Origin of the sequence: Pediococcus parvulus (assembly GCF_964063155.1) — a bacterium.
Classification (GTDB): Bacteria; Bacillota; Bacilli; order Lactobacillales; family Lactobacillaceae; genus Pediococcus; species Pediococcus parvulus.
The window spans coordinates 1,477,294-1,495,873 of sequence record NZ_OZ061292.1 but is presented as its reverse complement, the minus strand read 5'-3'; the positions used below and the strand labels follow the sequence as shown (position 1 = coordinate 1,495,873).

Sequence of the window (18,580 nt, the reverse complement as noted above, 5' to 3'; positions counted from 1 at the left end):
AGAGAGGATTGAAACTTTTGGCCGAAAATAGGTTATTAAAGGGTCTAAATGACAAACAGAAAGAGGCAGTTCAGGCAACTGAAGGGCCACTTTTAATTATGGCGGGTGCTGGTAGTGGTAAAACCCGAGTTTTGACGCATCGGGTGGCTTATTTGATTGAAGAAAAGGCCGTTAATCCCTGGAATATTTTAGCCATTACCTTCACAAACAAGGCAGCAAAGGAAATGCGAGAGCGAGTTGTTAAACTTCTAGGTAGTGCCGGATCTGACACATGGGTTTCAACATTCCATGCGTTGTGTGTCAGGATTTTAAGGCGCAATATTGATCAAATTGGGTATAATCGAGCGTTTTCAATTGCTGATACCAGTGAACAACGGACGCTGATGAAACATATTGTGTCTGAGCTAAACTACGATCCTAAGAAATTTGATCCAAAATCATTGTTGTCAGCTATTTCCAATGCTAAAAATGATTTGTTAACGCCACAAGAATATAAAGCAAACGCTAAAACACCGTTTGAAGTTGTCGTGGCAGCGGCCTATGAAGAATATCAACGCCGTTTGAAAGTTAATCAGGCTTTGGATTTTGATGATTTGATTATGCAAACCATCCTCTTGTTCAAAAAAAATCCAGAAACACTGAGTTATTACCAAAATAAATTCCACTATATTCATGTTGATGAGTATCAGGATACTAATCAGGCCCAATACACATTAGTCAACATGTTGGCAAAACGGTTTGAAAATATCTGTGTTGTGGGTGATGCTGATCAGAGTATTTATGGTTGGCGGGGTGCTGACATGCAAAATATTTTAAATTTTGAACAGGACTATAAAAATGCCCAGGTTATTTTACTGGAGCAAAATTATCGTTCAACTAAAAAAATTCTGGATGCAGCAAACTCTGTGATCAAAAACAATACCACCCGGCGACCTAAAAAGTTATGGACCCAAAATAATGAAGGCGAAGATATTACTTATTACCGGGGCCAAAGTGAAAATGATGAAGTGCATTTCATTGTGCAACAGGTGAAACAACAAATTGAAGATAATCATTATCAATATGGCGACTTTGCTGTGCTGTACCGAACAAATGCGCAATCACGAGCCGTTGAAGATACATTTTTAAAATCAAATGTACCGTACACAATGGTTGGTGGTCATAAGTTTTATGATCGAAAAGAAATTCGGGATGTTTTGAGTTATTTAACGTTACTTGCCAATCCTGATGATTCGATGAGTTTTGAACGGGTGATTAATGAACCTAAACGTGGAATTGGAACCAGCTCACTCGAAAAATTGACGGATTTTGCAAATTACAATCACTGGTCCCTGTTTGAAGCTGCTCAAAATGTGGAAGTGGCTAATGAAATTGCGAGTCGCGCCAAAAATGCCATTGATGAGTTCGCAGGTATTATGACCGATTTAAAACGGATGGCAGAATTCTTGAACATCACCGATTTAACGGAACAAGTTTTAGACAAAACGGGTTACAAATCTGAACTTGAGAAATCTCGTTCTCTAGAAGCTCAAACTCGTTTAGAAAATATCGAAGAATTTTTGACAGTTACCAAACAGTTTGATGATAGTCATCAAGATGACGAAGAAACAACTGCGGAAACACGTTTGGCTGATTTCTTAGCTGACTTAGCGTTAGTTTCTGATCAGGATAGTGTGGAAGAAGAACCTTCCGCAGTTACGTTAATGACTTTGCATGCGGCCAAAGGACTTGAATTTCCTGTTGTGTTCCTGATTGGAATGGAAGAGGGAATCTTCCCACTAGCACGAGCGGCGATGGACGAAGATCAACTCGAAGAAGAGCGCCGTTTAGCCTACGTGGGCATCACGCGTGCACAAAAGAAACTTTACATTACCAATGCATATTCTCGAATGCTGTATGGTCGTTTACAAAATAACCCAGCATCAAGATTTATTGAAGAAATTGATCCAGATGTTTTGGAGTCTGCTAATCAAACAGCTGGGGCTGCACCAAGTGGGTATGCCAATCGGCAGAAATCATATCCATTTGATCGTAAACTAGAACGGGCAACTGCTACAACATATCATCGACCAGCCGCTAAACCACAAAAGTATGCTGGTACTGGAGCTGACAAGGTTAGTTGGTCAGCGGGTGATAAAGTGCAACACAAAGCTTGGGGTGTTGGAACAGTTGTCAAAGTAACTGGCGAAGGCGAAGATGCAGAATTAGATATTGCTTTTCCAGATCAAGGTGTCAAACGACTGCTGGCTGCTTTTGCCCCAATTAGTCACGTCTCCAAAGATTAAATGTTAATTTTCAAGTAATAAACGGCTTATCTATAGAAAAGACCTTGACAGTTTTTCGATTTAATCCTCATAATTCAAGAGTGAATTATGATTGAAATGGGAGGAAATACGCGGTGAATCTAAAGAAAAGTTTGCTTGGCATTGCAGTTGTGTTTAGCGCAGTGGTCCTAGCATCGTGTGGCAGTAGCAGTAATAAATCAAGTTCCAGTTCAAGTAGCAGTAAAACGACCACAAGTTCTAAGAGTGGCAGCTATCAAGTGACGGGTCAAACAAATGATTCGGAATATGCGGGTGTGATTAAGAATGGAAAATATTTAACCAGTAAATCACGTGGTGTAACTGCTAATCAAGATTCTAATTTAATGAATTTGAAGAGTTTTGAAACTGGCTTGCAGGATATTTCAAAAACACAATTTTCAACCACAAAGTATGTGTTCCAGGAAGGTCAATATTTATCTAAGAGTACCGTTGAAAATTGGCTTGGTCGAAAAACGAAATCCAATACGACTGGATTGAATCCAGCAAGCAATGGTTCAACCGAACCAACCAAACGAAATCCGATTTATTTGCAGAGTATTGAAGAACAAGATTACATGCAAAAGAGTGGTAGCAAATTGAAGTTGAGTGGGGTCACCATTGGCTTAGCAATGAACTCGGTTGATTATTATCGAAAGACCACTTATGGTGCTCAGTACGAAACTGATATTAGTGATGCAACTCTGGAAAAAGAGGGAAAAGCCATGGCCAAAGAGGTTTTGGCTCGGTTACGTAAAAGGGCGGCTCTTAAGAATGTCCCAATCGTGATTGCCCTGTATAAACAGGCCTCTAATGATAGTCTAATTGGTGGGCATTACGTTACTTACTCTGTCAGCAATGGCGATTCTATTAAGAAGTGGAAGGCTCTAGACATTCAAAATGTGGTTTTCCCACTTAAAACTGGTGAAACGGCACCAAACACCAATGATGCCGATGCATTTTCAAACTTCAAATCAGAAGTTGAAAGTTTCTTCCCCAACTTAAGTGGTGTCACTGCCCAAGCTCAGTATAAGAACGGGTCTTTGCAAGGGATGAACGTTTCTATTACTACTCAATTTTATAGTGAAACTGAAATTAAGAGTTTTACGCAATTCTTAGCTGATCAGGCGGAAAAATACTTACCAAGTGGTGTAAAGACAGATATCACGGTCAGTTCAACGACTGATGGGGTACAAAGTTTCCTAAGTCGCAAGAGTTCTGGCAAGAGTTTTACAACGCACGTTTTCGGTAGTTATTAAGCGGTAAGGGTACTTTTTATAATCCACAGAAAATTTATGGTAAAATAATTTGATAGATTTGAAAGAAGGATAACACATGGCAAACGAAGAAAAAATTGATAAGGCCCAAGTAGAGCACGTTGCCAGTTTAGCAAAATTGGAATTTAACGATGCTGATTTGGGTAAATTTACCACACAATTAGCCGACATTATGGGATTGTTCAACACGTTAAGTGAAGTTGACACAACTGGTGTCGAACCCACATTTAGTGTAACGGATCAATTTAACACAATGCGTGAAGATGTGGCTGTTAACAGTCATGAAAAAGACGCCTTAATTAAAAATGCGCCTGATACTCAGGACGGTTATATTCGCGTTCCTGCAATTATTGATGAAAGTGAAGGTGCCAACTAGATGAATTATTACGATACTGATTTAACTACGTTGCATGAAAAGCTGGTCAATAAAAAACTGACTGCTGAACAATTAACTCGCGACACGTTGGCTAAAATTAAAGCTGATAATGAAGCGATCAATGCCTATATTACAATTGATGAAAACGCAGCAATTGAAACGGCTAAGGCTATTGATGCTAAAGGAATTAATCCTGATAACCTTTGGGCTGGTATTCCCATTGCTGTCAAAGATAACATTGTGACAAAGGGGTTGCGAACAACTGCTGCATCAAAAATTTTGGAGAACTTCAATCCCATTTACGATGCTACAGTGATCGAAAAACTTCGTGCCAATGATGTGATTGTGATTGGGAAAACTAACTTGGACGAATTTGCCATGGGTGGTTCGACCGAAACGTCTTACTTTAAAACAACCCGGAATCCTTGGAACTTATCGAAAGTTCCTGGTGGTTCTTCAGGTGGTTCTGCTGCAACCGTTTCTGCAGGAGGCGTTTTAGCTGCCTTAGGAACGGATACTGGTGGTTCAATTCGTCAACCAGCTTCATTCACTGGTGTCGTGGGGGTCAAACCTACATATGGCCGTGTGTCTCGTTGGGGAATCATCGCATTTGGTTCAAGTTTGGATCAAGTGGGTCCGTTCACACGTACAGTTAAAGATAATGCTGCCCTTTTGAACTTAATTGCTGGTCATGATGAGCATGATATGACCAGCTCTGACAAAAAAGTACCAGACTTTACGGCTGGTTTAGATGGTTCTGTTAAGGGAATGCGAGTAGCTTTACCAAAAGAATATTTGGGTGAAGGCGTGGATGAAAACGTCAAGAAAGCCGTTTTAGATGCTGCTAATACCTTTAAAGAATTAGGAGCAACGGTTGATGAGGTTTCATTGCCTCACAGTAAATACGGAATTGCCGCTTACTACATCATCAGTTCTTCTGAAGCTTCTTCTAACCTGCAACGGTTTGATGGGATTCGTTATGGATTCCGTGCTAAAGACGTTAAGAATCTGGAAGATGTTTATGTGCGTTCCCGTTCAGAAGGCTTTGGCGATGAAGTTAAACGCCGCATTATGTTAGGAACCTATTCACTTTCAGCTGGTTTTTATGATGCATACTTCCGTAAGGCTGCTGAAGTGCGAACAATGATGATCAATGATTTCAAGAAGGTTTTTGAAAATCATGACTTTATCATTGGCCCAACAGCTCCAACACCTGCATTTGGCATTGGTGAGGATTCATCTGATCCAAAGAAGATGTACATGAATGATGTTTTGACGGTACCAGTTAACATGGCTGGTTTACCTGGAATGTCATTACCTGCTGGCTTCAGTAATGGATTACCAGTTGGCTTACAAATTATTGCTAAACCATTTGATGAACAAACTTTGTACAAGGTAGGATATGCCTTTGAACAAGCAACAGATTTTCATAGTAAAACCCCTGAGATTGGAGGAGACAAATAATGAATTTTCAAACAACGATTGGACTTGAAGTCCATGTAGAATTAAAGACGAATTCTAAAATTTTTAGTCCGTCTCCAGTTGAATTCGGGGATGATCCTAATGCCAATACCAATGTAATCGATTGGGGCTATCCGGGTGTTTTACCTACAACCAATAAAGGCGTTGTGGAATCTGGCATTAAAGCTGCACTAGCTTTACATGCTGAAATCGAAAAACATAATCATTTTGATCGAAAAAATTACTTCTATCCTGATAATCCTAAGGCATACCAAATTACGCAGGCGGACAAGCCAATTGCGCATGATGGCTGGATCGAAATTGAAGTTGATGGTGAAAAGAAAAAAATCGGTATTGCTGAAATGCATATTGAAGAAGATGCCGGTAAGAATACGCATAATCCTAATGGCTATTCTTTTGTTGATTTAAACCGTCAGGGAACACCTTTGATTGAAATTGTTTCTAAGCCAGATATTGCTTCACCAGATGAGGCTTATGCTTATCTTGAAGCTTTGCGTCAACGTATCCAATTTACGGGTGTGTCTGATGTGAAGATGGAGGAAGGATCCATGCGAGTGGACATTAATATTTCGATTCGTCCTTATGGATCAGACAAGTTTGGTACTAAAACAGAATTAAAGAACTTGAACTCCTTTAATTTTGTTCGCAAAGGACTTGCCTTTGAAGAAAAACGGCAGCAACAAGTTCTGATGTCTGGTGGTACTATTCAACAAGAAACTCGTCGTTTTGATGAGGCTACTGGTCAAACAATCTTGATGCGTGTTAAGGAAGGCTCTGATGACTATCGTTACTTCCCAGAACCAGATTTGCCTGCTTTGGCAATTAGCGATGACTGGATTCATAGTATTGAAGAAGCAATGCCAGAAATGCCTGGTAAACGCCGTGCACGTTATGTAAATGAGTTAGGTCTTAAGGATTATGACGCGATGGTGCTTACGCAAACTAAGGAAATGTCAGATTTCTTTAATGAAACAGTTGCTAATGGTGCGGATGCTAAAATGGCTGCCAACTATCTGATGGGTGATGTAAATGCTTATCTGAATGATCAACAGGTTGATTTGCAAGATACAAAACTTACACCCGCTAACTTAGCTGCGATGATTAAGATGATTAGTGACGGCACAATTTCAACTAAGATTGCTAAAAAAGTATTCAAGGCGCTTACAAAGGGTGAAGAACCAGTTGCTTGGGTTAAGAGTAAAGGCTTAGTTCAATTATCTGATCCTGCACAGTTACAACCAATGATTAAAGGAATCGTTGATGATAACCAACAATCTGTTGATGACTTTAAGAATGGTAAAGATCGAGCAGTCGGCTACTTAGTGGGCCAAGTTATGAAACAAACTCATGGGCAAGCTAATCCAAAAGTTGTTAACGAGCTTTTGATGAAAGAATTAAATAATCGTTAATCAGATTTTCTCGGAGGAACCAAAATGCAAAAAAGAGCGCGCGTCATTTATAATCCAACTTCAGGGCGTGAAATTTTAAAACAAAATATGATCGACATTTTGAGTGTATTTGAGGAAGCTGGTTTTGAATCTAGTGCCTATGCCACAACACCAGAACCAGATTCTGCTCGTAACGAAGCAAGACGAGCTGCTAAAGCTGGTTTTGATTTGATTGTGGCAGCTGGTGGCGATGGCACAATCAATGAAGTGGTCAATGGAATTGCAGACTTACATTTCCGACCTATGATGGCGATTATCCCAGCTGGCACGACGAATGACTATGCGCGAGCATTGAAAATTCCTCGTGAAGATCCAGTGGCCGCGGCTAAAGTTGTTTTAAAAGATCAGCGAATAAAGATGGATATTGGTAAAGCAGGCGATAATTACTTTATTAATATTGCGGCTGGAGGGTTACTCACGGAGTTAACCTATGATGTGCCATCAAACATGAAAAGTATCTTTGGCTACTTAGCATACCTGGTAAAAGGGGCAGAGTTACTGCCACAAATTAAGCCAGTTGATATGGATATTGAATATGATGGGGAACATTTTAATGGTAAAGCTTCAATGTTTTTCTTAGCGTTGACGAATTCCATTGGTGGGTTTGAACAAATTGTTCCAGACGCGTCGTTAGATGATGGTCGATTTACTTTGATTATTGTAAAGGCATCGAATTTGGTTTCCATTCTGCATTTGATGGTTAAGGCATTAAATGGAAATCATATGAATGATCCGCGAATCATTTATCGCAAACCAAAACGAGTAAAGGTTAACCCGGTAAATGACCGCGTTATGGTCAATATCGATGGTGAATATGGTGGTGATGCACCCATGGTATTTAAAAATTTGCATAAACATATTGAAATGTTTGCAAATCTGGATAAAATTCCTGATGATGCTTATGATTTACCTGAACCAGGGATTGCCAAGGCCGAAGAAAACTTTGTTAAACAGGTGAAAAAGCTGCCTGATGACGATGAAACAGAACAAGATCAATGAGATTAATTAAAAAGCCGTCCTTGAATGTGAGGTCTTTTCGTACCCATAATTCAATGGGACGGTTTTGTGATAGTTACTTGAAAAAGAAAAATGAGGATAAATATGAAATTTAAAGCACCAGTTACTAAAAATGAAACCTATGAAGTCACCATTATGGATTTGACCTATCAAGGGATGGGCGTTGCAAAAATTGATAATTTCCCAATTTTTGTTGCAAATAGTTTACCCGGTGAAGAAATCACCATGAAGGTTACCAAAGTTGCCAAGACGTATGCATTCGGTCGTGTGCAATCGTGGAAATCTAAGAGTCCTGATCGAGTTGAAATTAAGGATAAACAATACACACAAACAGGAATTGCGCCACTACAACATTTGGCCTATCCTGCGCAGTTGGAGTTTAAGCAACATCAAATTCAAGAACTGTTTTATAAGGCTCATTTGGATGAAGTTGAAGTTAGCCCAACTGTTGGAATGGACAAACCATATGGCTACCGTAATAAGGCTCAGATTCCCGTCCGTAGTGTGAATGGTCAATTAACCACTGGTTTTTACCGTCGTAATAGTCACGACTTGGTACCAATTGAGGACTTCTACATCCAAGATCCTGAAATTGACAAAGCTATTTTAGTTGTTCGGGATATTTTGCGTAAATACCATACTGCACCCTATAACGAAAGTAATCATACCGGTGTGATTAAAACGATTATGGTACGTCGTGGGCATTTCACACATGAAATGATGATTGTGTTAATTACACGTGCTAAAAAGATTCCAATGAATTTTGAAATTGTGGAAGAAATTCGCAAACAACTTCCTGAAGTGAAGAGCATTATTCAAAATGTGAACGCGGCCCAGACAAACGTTTTGTTGGGTAAAGAAGAAAAAATTCTCTGGGGTAGTAACGTGATTCATGATGAATTACTGGGATTACGTTTTGCAATTTCAGCGGATTCCTTCTATCAAGTGAACCCTGTTCAAACAGATAAGTTGTATGACCTTGCGATTCAAAAAGCTGGTTTGACTGGTAAGGAAACTGTTATTGATGCTTATTGTGGAATTGGTACGATTTCGTTAGCAATGGCTAAACATGCTAAAAAAGTTTATGGTGTTGAAATTGTCGAAAAGGCGATTCAAGATGCTAAGATTAACGCTAAATTGAACGATATTCATAATGTGAGATTTACTGTTGGTAAGGCTGAAGAAAAAATGGCTGATTGGCAACATGATGGACTTGAACCCGATGTCATTGTGGTGGATCCACCACGCAAAGGTTTGGCACCAGAGTTTATTACTGCTGCTGCTGAAATGGCACCAAAACGAGTTGTGTATGTGAGCTGTAATCCAGCCACTTTGGTAAGGGATGTGCAAACATTTATGGATAATGGTTATCATGTGGCACAACCAGTTATTCCATTGGATCAATTCCCACAAACACCACATGTTGAAAGTGTCACGGTATTGGAACAAAACTAAATTAAGAATTTTGGGCTAGGTAGATGTAATCTGCTTGGTCCTTTTTTGTATAAACTAAAGGTTGAAAGTCCAAAACACATCTCGTTGCCTGATATAAAAGCGTTCTTGGTAACAAAATTAGATTTAAATGCCGTCCTGCGGCTCACCTGGTCTGGAACGGGGTGGGCACGATTTGAAGCCAAGAAGAACACTTGTCTTCAAACTCGGCCTTATCCTAAGCAATGAATTGCTAAGGATAATTTCACCCTTGAGACCAATCGCCTCCGGACTAAGAATGTTTGATGCTTTCAACCTTTAGATACAAATAAAACTAATATTCAGAATTATGGCGTATTAAACAGTTTTGAAGAATTAAGACAGCCAATCTTTTATTGAAAATTCGCTACTAATTAGTAGCAAGCACAAATAATTGGAGTTAAACTATAAGTGACGAGGAAGTTTGTAAGTGAATAAAAATGTCGCTCTAGCTAAATAAAGTATTCATAATAAGTTTATGATTGTAAAGTTAAATTCATTAGTTTTCATCTGTTGAATTAATGCTTGGGGGTAAAATAATATGGCAAACACGTATATTAAAGATCATACGAATACATTTTTGATTCATGGTCATGAATATGAAGTTACGGCACCTGCTCGTTTTGATTGCGAGACTGACGCATTGGTTGACGACTCCCAGTTAGACGATCATGCAGTGGAGATTGCCAATCAAAGATATCGTGCCGATTTGAGACTGGTCTCTCCTGATGAAATAAAAAAGTATCGGTTAAAAATTGGTTTAACACAACGCGAATTCGCAAAATTGCTTGGCTGGAGTCCAAATACGGTTGCATTATATGAAACAGGAGCATTTCCATCTGAAGCTAACAATAAAGTGTTAAGGGCTCTAATGAATAATGATACTGTTTTGAAAGTATGGATTGTTGATGATATTGATAGACTGCCAAAAATTATTGTTCAAAAGCTAAAGAATTACTTTGAAAGAAATAGTGATGAACTCGTCATATAATAGTTTTCCTGGTAAAAGTGGAATAACGGTTAAGTCTAAACTAGTTTGTTATAAGATTTCTGAAAAGTAAAAAAAACAGATCAATCTGAATGACAGTAGAAGTGTCAATTTCAAATTGATCTGTTTTTTGATCTAAATCAGTTACGATAGTATTTTTTAGTTAAGTAATAAACAGGAATACCAAGCAAAGTGGCTGCTAAACCAATCATGGCCAACGTAAATTGCGTCACGATGGTAGTTATCAAAATGAAAATACCACCGATAATTGCAATAACTGGAATCACTGGGTAACCAGGAACTCTATATGGACGCATCAAGTTTGGTTCACGCTTCCGAAGAATAAAAACGGCGATAAAAATGAGGAGGCTAAAGATCCACATAACGAACACAATCATATCGGTTAATAAATCGAAGTTACCAAGAACCATCATCAAAAGGGCAATGGCAAATTGTAAAATTCCCGCGCCATATGGGGCAGCAGTACGGTTACTGACTTTGCGAATAAAGCCACTAAATGGTAGCGAATTCTCTTCGGCCATTGCTAAAGGCACCCGCATACCGGTCATTGAGTACCCATTGATGGCACCGTAGACAGAAATCAAGATACCGATGGTGACTAATTTGCCACCCATCACTCCTAAAAGCTTAATGGCAGATTCAGAAGCCGCATTTAGGTTGCCAGCAAGTTGTGAAATAGGTAAAGTTTTTAAGAAAACTAAGTTAATTAAGGTATAGGTAATGGTGATAAAAGCTAGCCCCCAGCCAATGGCGCGTGGCAAATCCTTTTCTGGATGTTTCATTTCACCGGCGATTGCGCCAACTCCCAGCCACCCGTCATAGGCAAACATGGTAGCTAACAAGCCGCTCGCAAATGCCGAAAACAGACTCGCATGAGCTGAATGGCTGGGCAGCAAGCTTAATGTTACACTAGTGGGTGCAAACAGACCAACTAAAACGATAATCACAATTGGAATTAGTTTAAAAATAAGTGCCCAGGATTGTAAGCGGCCAGCGGCTTTTGCGCCCAAGAAATTAATTAAAGTGATTGATAATCCGGCGAGAATTGCCACCGGCAAAGCAGCAGCGTTACTTAAGTGCATTAAGGAAACTACTTGCGATCCAAAAACAATGGACAAAGCTGCGATATTAGCAGGAAAGTAAATCAGTGTTTGTGCCCAACCAAAGAGGTATGCAGGCAGTTTACCATAGGTATATTCAATGTATTTAATGGCACCACCTGTTACTGGAATGGCAGCCGCAAGTTCCGCGCTGGTCAGACCGGCGCAGATAGTTAGAAAACCACCTAATAGCCAAACAAGTAGAGTTAGTCCGGCAGATTGGGTGGCACTTACCACGCTGGCAACTTTGAAAAAGACACCACCACCGATGACCGTCCCCATCACTGTGGCAAGGGCCGCAAAAGTACCCACTTCTTTTTTAAGACCATCGTTTTTTTGTTGCATCAAACTTTCCTCACTTTTTGTATTCAGCAATTCTCCTATTATAGCAGAAATTATCAGGTGGACAAAAGGAAAACTCATCAAAATCGGAAATGGTGTACAATGGGAAAAAACAGCAGTAGGGGATGAATTGATTTGGCTAAGCAAGACATCAAACCGATTTATAGTACTACCTATAAACATAAAAGAACTGGCCGAAGACATCGCTGGTTGTGGATTTTGTTCCTTATTTTTTTAATTGCCAGTGGCGTAACCGGCTGGCATTTCTGGAAACTTCACCAAACAAAGGCGTTGCAACAATATCCTATTCGTGGAATAAGTGTGTCACAGCAAGATGGTTTTGTAGACTTTCAAGGAGTTCAAAAAGCGGGAATGAAGTTTGCCTATCTGAAAAGTACGAGTGGAACAACGTATTTTGATGATAATTTTACGGCAAACTATGATCGAATTCAGGGAGCTGATTTAAAAGTCGGCGTTTATTTGGTGTTTAGTTTTGATAAATCAGCAGATGCGCAGGCCAAGTATTTTATTAAGAAGGTTGGTCATAAGGTAGGTAACTTACCCATTGCCATTCAAGTGTCATACTACGGCAATTACGCGGACAATCCGCCTAATAGTGCTAAGCAAGGGAAAAAGTTACGCGCACTAACCCGTGAACTTGCCAATTACTATGCGTCGCCATGTATCGTATGGACTTCTAGTACAATTTCCAAAAAAATGATCACACCGTATCTTTCAGATAGTCGTCAATGGCTAGTTGTGGATAGTTTAACTAAATTAAGTAAATTAAAGCTCAATAAACAAACTGAATTTGTTCAGTACAGTAACGCGGCTGATTTGAAAGTGTCTGGTCAAGAAACGAGTTTTGCAACTTCAGTATTTACAGGGAAAAAGCAAACTTGGCAAGAAATTAATTAATAAGACTAAAAAAACGATTGTAACTACTAACTGTTACAATCGTTTTTTATGAAGGTCCTAAAGTTTGAAAGTACAAAAACACATCTCATTGTCTGATACAAAAGCGTTCATAGTAACAAAAGTAGATTAAAATGCCGTCTTCCAGCAAATTTGGGCTGGAACGTAGTGCGAGTTCTTGCGGCTGATTTTTGCCACAAGAATCGACATCGTACGGAGTATCAAGATTTTCGGAACGAAAATCATTCTTCTTTGCGTAGTAGTGGGCACGACTTAGAGCCGAAATACACGTCTCTAAGCTCGGCCTTTATCTAAGCGAAACCCGCTAAGATAAATGTCACTACTGAGCCCATTTGCTTCCAGACTAAATCTAACCCTTGCGATCTACACATCGATATAAAAGTTATGATATCAGTGTTGTGAGCATTATTGAAGTGTCAAACGTTCTTAGTCCGGAGGCGATTGGTATCAGGGGTGAAATTATCCTTAGCAATTCATTGCTTAGGATAAGGCCGAGTTTGAAGACAAGTGTACCTCTTGGCTTCAAATCGTGCCCACCCCGTTCCAGACCAGGTGAGCCGTAGGACGGCAGTTAGCCTACTTTTTAGGTTAAGTCGTTTAACAGTAGCTATTGAAGTAATTTTGATACTTTCAACCTTTAGTTAAGGTCGATAAATTCATAGGCTTACTTTGTGACCTTGTAACTGCCTCTCAAAATGGGGTAAGTGGCATTTTCTGTTTCGTCGTAAATGGAAACTGGACGATCATCGTTTGCTTTGATTCGGATATGGTAGCCGTAACTGTCCAGAAAGCTGATGGTGTACTTATCCCAATTCTCAACTTTTGCTTTAATTAAGTGGTCATCGAGCAATAAATCAAAGTTGGGTCGAATTTCAACTGTGTGAATGCGATTCGAATCATTTGTTCGATAATTCCATGTGCCCACAAAAAATAAGGGATTCTCAGGTTGTTCAGGCATATCATTTTCTCGGAGCTTTCTTGATGTCATAATTCCCGTTAGAAACGAAACTGCGAACAAACCAATGCTTTTAAGTTTCACCATCCTCAAATCCTTTCAGTAAATTTTTCTACCCTAAGAATAGCATTTATAAAGGGTAAAAACATGTCAATTTAATTAAATTTTAACGATTTTTAGGAAGTGCCTTCCTTTTAAATATACTTACCCTGAAAACACTGATAAAATAGGAAACGAAGAAATAAAAATTGGAGGGTAGACTATGATTAAACTGGGAATTATTGGAACTAACTGGATCACACAGCAATTTATTGATGCGGCACACGCGACCGGAGAATATAAATTGACTGCTGTATATTCACGAACAGTTGAAAAAGCAAAAGATTTTGGAAAACCTAATGGTGCCACTATTTTTTCTGACAATTTAGATGAGTTCTTTGCCAACGATGCTCTTGATGCGGTGTACATTGCGTCGCCAAATAGTTTACATTTTGAACAAGCAATGCTGGGGATTAAAAATGACAAGGCCGTGATTGTTGAAAAACCAATTGTGGCTAATATCAAACAAATGGAAATTTTGCGTGAAACTCTGGAACAGCATTCACAAGCACGTTTGTTTGAGGCAGCCCGACAAATTCATCAACCAAATTTTAAAATCATTAAAAACCAAATTAGTAAATTGGGCCGCATTCAAGGTGCGACGTTAACTTACATGAAATATTCTAGTCGCTATGATGCTGTGTTAGCCGGACAAGAACCGAACGTGTTTACTTTGAAATTTGCGGGAGGCGCCTTACAAGATCTTGGAGTGTATGTTGCCTATGATGCAGTGGGCTGGTTTGGCATGCCTGATGATGTGGCTTATTACCCAACTCTTGCGCCGACCCGTGTTGATGGCAAGGGTGTGGCGATTCTGCGTTACCCAGAATTTGACATCACGTTAAACATTGGTAAAACCAGTAATTCATATCTGCCTTCCGAAATTTATGGACTGAAGGATACAATTGTGATGAGTAATCCTGCTGATTTAGAAACGGTTAGTTATCATGATGCTGATGGTCACGAAACATTGATTAGTGAAAAACCGGCAGATAATCCGATGATTAGTGAAGCTGCGGACTTTGCCAGAGTGATTAATGATCCGCAAAATGAAAAGAATGATCAAGATTATTGGAAATGGCTTGATTTAAGTCAAAATGTGGCTAAACTATTGTATAATTTACGTCAATCCGGTAAAATCGTTTTCCCGGATGATTAAAAAGTAAACAGATAAGGATAAAAAATGGATAAGCAATTTGAACAATTTTTTCAACAACAGGGTTTCAAAGCCCAAACGGCGATTCAAACCGCTGTTTATGAACCATTAAAAGAAGATCGCTCGTTAATTGGGCTGGCACCAACCGGATCTGGTAAAACGCTCGCGTTTGCCATACCGTTACTTGAAAAAACGGTGCCTGGTGGTAACACTCAAATTTTGGTATTGTCCCCTTCGCAAGAGCTAGCTGTCCAAACAACGGATGTTTTTCGTCAGTGGGGGGCCGTTAATCATATCAAAGCTACTTCACTAACTGGCGGTGCAAATATGCAACGGCAGATTGAACGTTTGAAGAAACATCCTGAGGTTGTCGTGGGTACGCCAGGGCGCATGCTGTCACTGATCCATGAAAGTCGTTTGAAACTCAAAGATGTGCAAACCATTGTGGTGGATGAAGCCGACGAATTACTAAATGGTGAAACGTTGGATGAGGTGCGTGAAATTGTGATGAGTGCACCAGTTGATGTCCAACTGACTTTCTTCTCAGCAACGCAAGCGAACACCGCGGAAAAACTTTCGGAAACCTTTGGGGTGAATGTGGAGCAATTCGATGTCCGCAAAACGGATGATACGCAGGGTGAAGTGATTCATGGACTGGTCCGCGTGGCTGCCAGTAAAAAGGTGACTTATTTACGCCGATTAGCCAAATTAAAACATTTTCAAGCTTTGGTGTTCTTTAACCATGTGTCTACGTTAGAACATGTCGCTGCTGAATTAAAACACCAACATGTTTCTAGTGTGAAGCTGGCGGGACATCAGGTACAAACGGAACGTGCCACCGCAATGCGCCTTTTCCGTAAGGGTGACGCTAAGCTATTGTTAACCACGGAAATGGCTGCAAGAGGATTGGACATTGCCGACTTACCAGCAGTAGTTAACTTTGATTTACCACAAGATGCGACGGCCTATACCCATCGTACCGGGCGAACTGGTCGAATGGGCAACACCGGAATGGTTGTGAATATGGGGGATGATCACGATTTACGTGATTTACGTAAACTAGTCCCTGAAGTCACCTTCAAACCATTGTTTTTATTGCACGGAAAGTTAACGGATCAAAGAGAAGTATTAACTGACGATGAAGCACCAGAAGTTACCGTCAATACTGAAGAGGTTGCTGAAACAAAAAAAGTCGAAACTAGTGCTAATAAGGTAGCAGCGACTACGACGGAAAAACCAACCACGAAACCAACAGGAAAGTCCAAACCAGTAAAGGCAGCGTTTGTTGGTGGTAAGCCCAAGAAAAAAATTAATCGTAAAAAGCATTCCAAGAAAAAGGGAATGCGACACAAAAATATTGAACGTTATGAATGATAGGAAGTAAGAGAAATGACAACACCATTAAAAACTTTAACAATTGCCGGCAGTGATACAAGTGCCGCTGGTGGGATGCAAGCAGATTTAAAGACGTTTGAAGAGTTTGGTACCTATGGAATGGTGGCTTTGACTTGTATTGTGACGATGGATCCTAAGGACTGGAGTCATCACGTCAATCAAGTTGATCCACAGCTTTTAAAGGATCAGCTGGCAACTGTCTTTAGTGGTGGCAATCCAGATGCCATGAAGACAGGGATGCTTGGCGATCAAGAAACGGTTGAAATTGCCTACCATACAATTAAGGATCATCACTTAAAAAATGTGGTGATTGATCCCGTGATGATTTGTAAAGGCGAGACTGATGTCTTGAATCCGGATGCAGCTAATGCAATTCGTGATTTATTGATGCCACTTGCAGATGTAACCACTCCTAATTTATTTGAGGCCGGGGTCTTATCTGGAATGGGCACGTTGCATGATTTAGATGAAATGAAACAGGCTGCTAAGAAAATTCATGAACTCGGTGCGAAAAATGTCGTGGTTAAGGGTGGCAAAGGCTTAGATAGTGCTGAGGCTGTGGATGTCTTTTACGATGGTAAGACATTTGAAACCTTATCCTCTAAAAAACAGGCTACTGATCGCAATGCTGGTGCTGGTTGCACATTTGCAGCGGCGGTTGTTGGTGGCCTCGCCAATGGCTTGAGTGTCGCAGATGCAGTTCATCTGGCAAAGAAGTTTGACACGGCCGCTATTCAAAATGGATTTGATTTGAATAAGTTTCTCGGCCCGGTCTTCCATCCAGCGTACCGAATGCAGGAAGTTGGTAAACTTGTATAAAAAGTTATCAAAATGTAATATTAATCAAAATGTAATATTAATCAAATAATAGGTATCAATTTATAAAAATGGTTATATTGCGTATTAAAAAGAGATGAAGAAAACATTTTCATTATTAAAAGAAAATGTTTTCTTTTTTTATGAAAAAGTGAACTTATAGTACTCGTTGTAATGAGCTTTAATATATGATAATCTATAACATGATTGTAGTAAATCTAAAAGCGGAGACAACTATATGAAAAAATTCTTAATTTGGTTTTTTTCGATTGTTATAGTGGTGTTAGTGTTTGGTGTTGGATGTTTTGTATTGGCCAAGTACAAGACAAACAGCATGGCACATCGTTATTATGAAAGCTTTTTTGAAAACTCTTCAGATAATGATCTGCAAAGTAATAAATTGACTGAGGCTGTTTATACAGTTCCGGTAGCTACCAAAACCGATACGAATGCTAAGAAGGTTGATTCGGCTTTAAAAGCTAATAATTTGGTTGGCTCGGTGGCAGTTATTCGAAACGGTAAATTAAGTTATGTGACAACGCGAGGGCAAAGTAAGTATCCAGATGGTGCTAAGAACAATGGGACTACGATGTATCAAATTGGATCTGCACAAGACTTGATTACAGCTGCATCAGTGATGTATTTGAAAGAGCACGGTAAACTTAGCTTAAGCGACAAGTTAAGTAAGTATTATCCGGAAATAAGCCACGCTAAACATATTACGGTAGACCAATTACTGAATATGACTTCTGGATTAAGTACAATTACTAATGCTAAAGCAACTGAAAGTTTTCCAACCTTACTTTCATGGAATGAGCAACATGTTGTCAGCAGTGGGGTAACCGGAAGTTATGATTATAAATCTGTCAATTATGTACTGTTAGCTGGGATCATTCAAAAAGCTAGTGGTCAGCCATATCGAGAATTCGTTAAAGCTCATTTGTTGGATAAGTTAAGTCTGAAACATAGTGGTTTTGCCCTAAATGATGATCAACGTCGTAAATTAGCTACCCCCTATGAAGATAGCTATTCAGGTGGTAAAACGGCTACAACGGGGATGACTAAACTACAGAGTACGAAGCTTGGTCCGTATCAGATGTATATGAGCGTTAAGGACTTGACCACCAGTTACTTCTATATATTAAGTGGTAAGTTGATTAGTAAAACTAATGTAAAAGAGTTAACCCAAACTGCTAGCTCAAAATTCTCCGGTGGTGTTTATCCGAGTGATACCGGGTTTACCGTGCATGGACAATTAGGCGGTTATCAAGACAGCATTCAAATTGATATCAAAAAGCAGAATGGTGTTTTCTTGTTAACCAATTATGTGCCAACAGGAATTAAGAATACCCAAACGGCACCAATTATTTATAATAAGGCATTTGAATAGACAAGTTGGAGG

General features: G+C 39.6%; 15 protein-coding genes. 13 read left to right on the top strand and 2 right to left on the bottom strand.

Annotated features, from left to right (window positions below):
• The first annotated feature begins 17 nt into the window (after positions 1 to 17).
• The 8 genes from pcrA (at position 18) to AB3217_RS07430 (ending at position 10,361) form a co-directional block, all read left to right on the top strand.
• The gene (gene pcrA, locus AB3217_RS07465) at positions 18 to 2,285 is read left to right on the top strand and encodes a DNA helicase PcrA (RefSeq protein WP_367365917.1); all 2,268 of its coding nucleotides are present in this window, start codon (positions 18 to 20) and stop codon (positions 2,283 to 2,285) included.
• Between the two features lie 113 nt (positions 2,286 to 2,398).
• On the top strand, positions 2,399 to 3,559 hold the full coding sequence (locus tag AB3217_RS07460; protein WP_057782534.1) for a CamS family sex pheromone protein: 1,161 nt from the start codon (positions 2,399 to 2,401) through the stop codon (positions 3,557 to 3,559).
• A gap of 76 nt (positions 3,560 to 3,635) precedes the next feature.
• On the top strand, positions 3,636 to 3,953 hold the full coding sequence (gatC, locus tag AB3217_RS07455) for an Asp-tRNA(Asn)/Glu-tRNA(Gln) amidotransferase subunit GatC (protein ID WP_057782535.1): 318 nt from the start codon (positions 3,636 to 3,638) through the stop codon (positions 3,951 to 3,953).
• Positions 3,954 to 5,417, top strand: a complete 1,464-nt coding sequence (gene gatA / locus AB3217_RS07450; protein WP_367365916.1) for an Asp-tRNA(Asn)/Glu-tRNA(Gln) amidotransferase subunit GatA — start codon at positions 3,954 to 3,956, stop codon at positions 5,415 to 5,417.
• Positions 5,417 to 6,844 carry an Asp-tRNA(Asn)/Glu-tRNA(Gln) amidotransferase subunit GatB gene (gene gatB, locus AB3217_RS07445; RefSeq protein ID WP_367365915.1) on the top strand — a complete coding sequence of 476 codons (1,428 nt, stop codon included), beginning with the start codon at positions 5,417 to 5,419 and terminating at the stop codon, positions 6,842 to 6,844. The genes gatA and gatB overlap by 1 nt, the downstream gene beginning before the upstream one ends.
• A 24-nt stretch (positions 6,845 to 6,868) precedes the next feature.
• A complete protein-coding gene (locus AB3217_RS07440) occupies positions 6,869 to 7,882 on the top strand; it encodes a diacylglycerol kinase (protein WP_068805958.1) in 1,014 nt (337 codons plus the stop codon).
• Between the two features lie 102 nt (positions 7,883 to 7,984).
• A complete protein-coding gene (gene rlmD, locus AB3217_RS07435) occupies positions 7,985 to 9,355 on the top strand; it encodes a 23S rRNA (uracil(1939)-C(5))-methyltransferase RlmD (RefSeq protein WP_068805955.1) in 1,371 nt (456 codons plus the stop codon).
• Between the two features lie 556 nt (positions 9,356 to 9,911).
• The gene (locus tag AB3217_RS07430) at positions 9,912 to 10,361 is read left to right on the top strand and encodes a helix-turn-helix domain-containing protein (protein WP_068805952.1); all 450 of its coding nucleotides are present in this window, start codon (positions 9,912 to 9,914) and stop codon (positions 10,359 to 10,361) included.
• Between the two features lie 137 nt (positions 10,362 to 10,498).
• Here AB3217_RS07430 and AB3217_RS07425 read toward each other — a convergent pair whose 3' ends face one another.
• On the bottom strand, positions 10,499 to 11,824 hold the full coding sequence (locus AB3217_RS07425; RefSeq protein WP_068805950.1) for an APC family permease: 1,326 nt from the start codon (positions 11,822 to 11,824) through the stop codon (positions 10,499 to 10,501).
• A 132-nt stretch (positions 11,825 to 11,956) separates the two neighbouring features.
• On the opposite strand from AB3217_RS07425, the gene AB3217_RS07420 reads away from it, so the two are divergent.
• Entirely contained in the window at positions 11,957 to 12,739 is a 783-nt protein-coding gene (locus AB3217_RS07420; protein WP_068805947.1) for a GH25 family lysozyme, read from the top strand.
• A 682-nt stretch (positions 12,740 to 13,421) separates the two neighbouring features.
• On the opposite strand, the gene AB3217_RS07415 is transcribed toward AB3217_RS07420, so the two are convergent.
• Positions 13,422 to 13,799, bottom strand: coding sequence for a DUF4828 domain-containing protein (locus AB3217_RS07415; RefSeq protein ID WP_084254263.1), 378 nt, complete (start codon positions 13,797 to 13,799; stop codon positions 13,422 to 13,424).
• A gap of 175 nt (positions 13,800 to 13,974) precedes the next feature.
• Between AB3217_RS07415 and AB3217_RS07410 the strand changes: the two genes are divergently transcribed.
• From AB3217_RS07410 to AB3217_RS07395, 4 genes are all read left to right on the top strand, one after another.
• Positions 13,975 to 14,970, top strand: coding sequence for a Gfo/Idh/MocA family protein (locus AB3217_RS07410; protein WP_367365914.1), 996 nt, complete (start codon positions 13,975 to 13,977; stop codon positions 14,968 to 14,970).
• 24 nt (positions 14,971 to 14,994) lie between these two features.
• Positions 14,995 to 16,341, top strand: a complete 1,347-nt coding sequence (locus AB3217_RS07405) for a DEAD/DEAH box helicase (RefSeq protein WP_367365913.1) — start codon at positions 14,995 to 14,997, stop codon at positions 16,339 to 16,341.
• A gap of 15 nt (positions 16,342 to 16,356) precedes the next feature.
• Positions 16,357 to 17,181: a bifunctional hydroxymethylpyrimidine kinase/phosphomethylpyrimidine kinase gene (gene thiD / locus AB3217_RS07400; RefSeq protein WP_317766992.1), complete on the top strand. Its 825-nt coding sequence runs from the start codon at positions 16,357 to 16,359 to the stop codon at positions 17,179 to 17,181.
• A gap of 235 nt (positions 17,182 to 17,416) precedes the next feature.
• Positions 17,417 to 18,568 carry a serine hydrolase domain-containing protein gene (locus AB3217_RS07395; protein WP_367365912.1) on the top strand — a complete coding sequence of 384 codons (1,152 nt, stop codon included), beginning with the start codon at positions 17,417 to 17,419 and terminating at the stop codon, positions 18,566 to 18,568.
• Positions 18,569 to 18,580 lie beyond the last annotated feature (12 nt).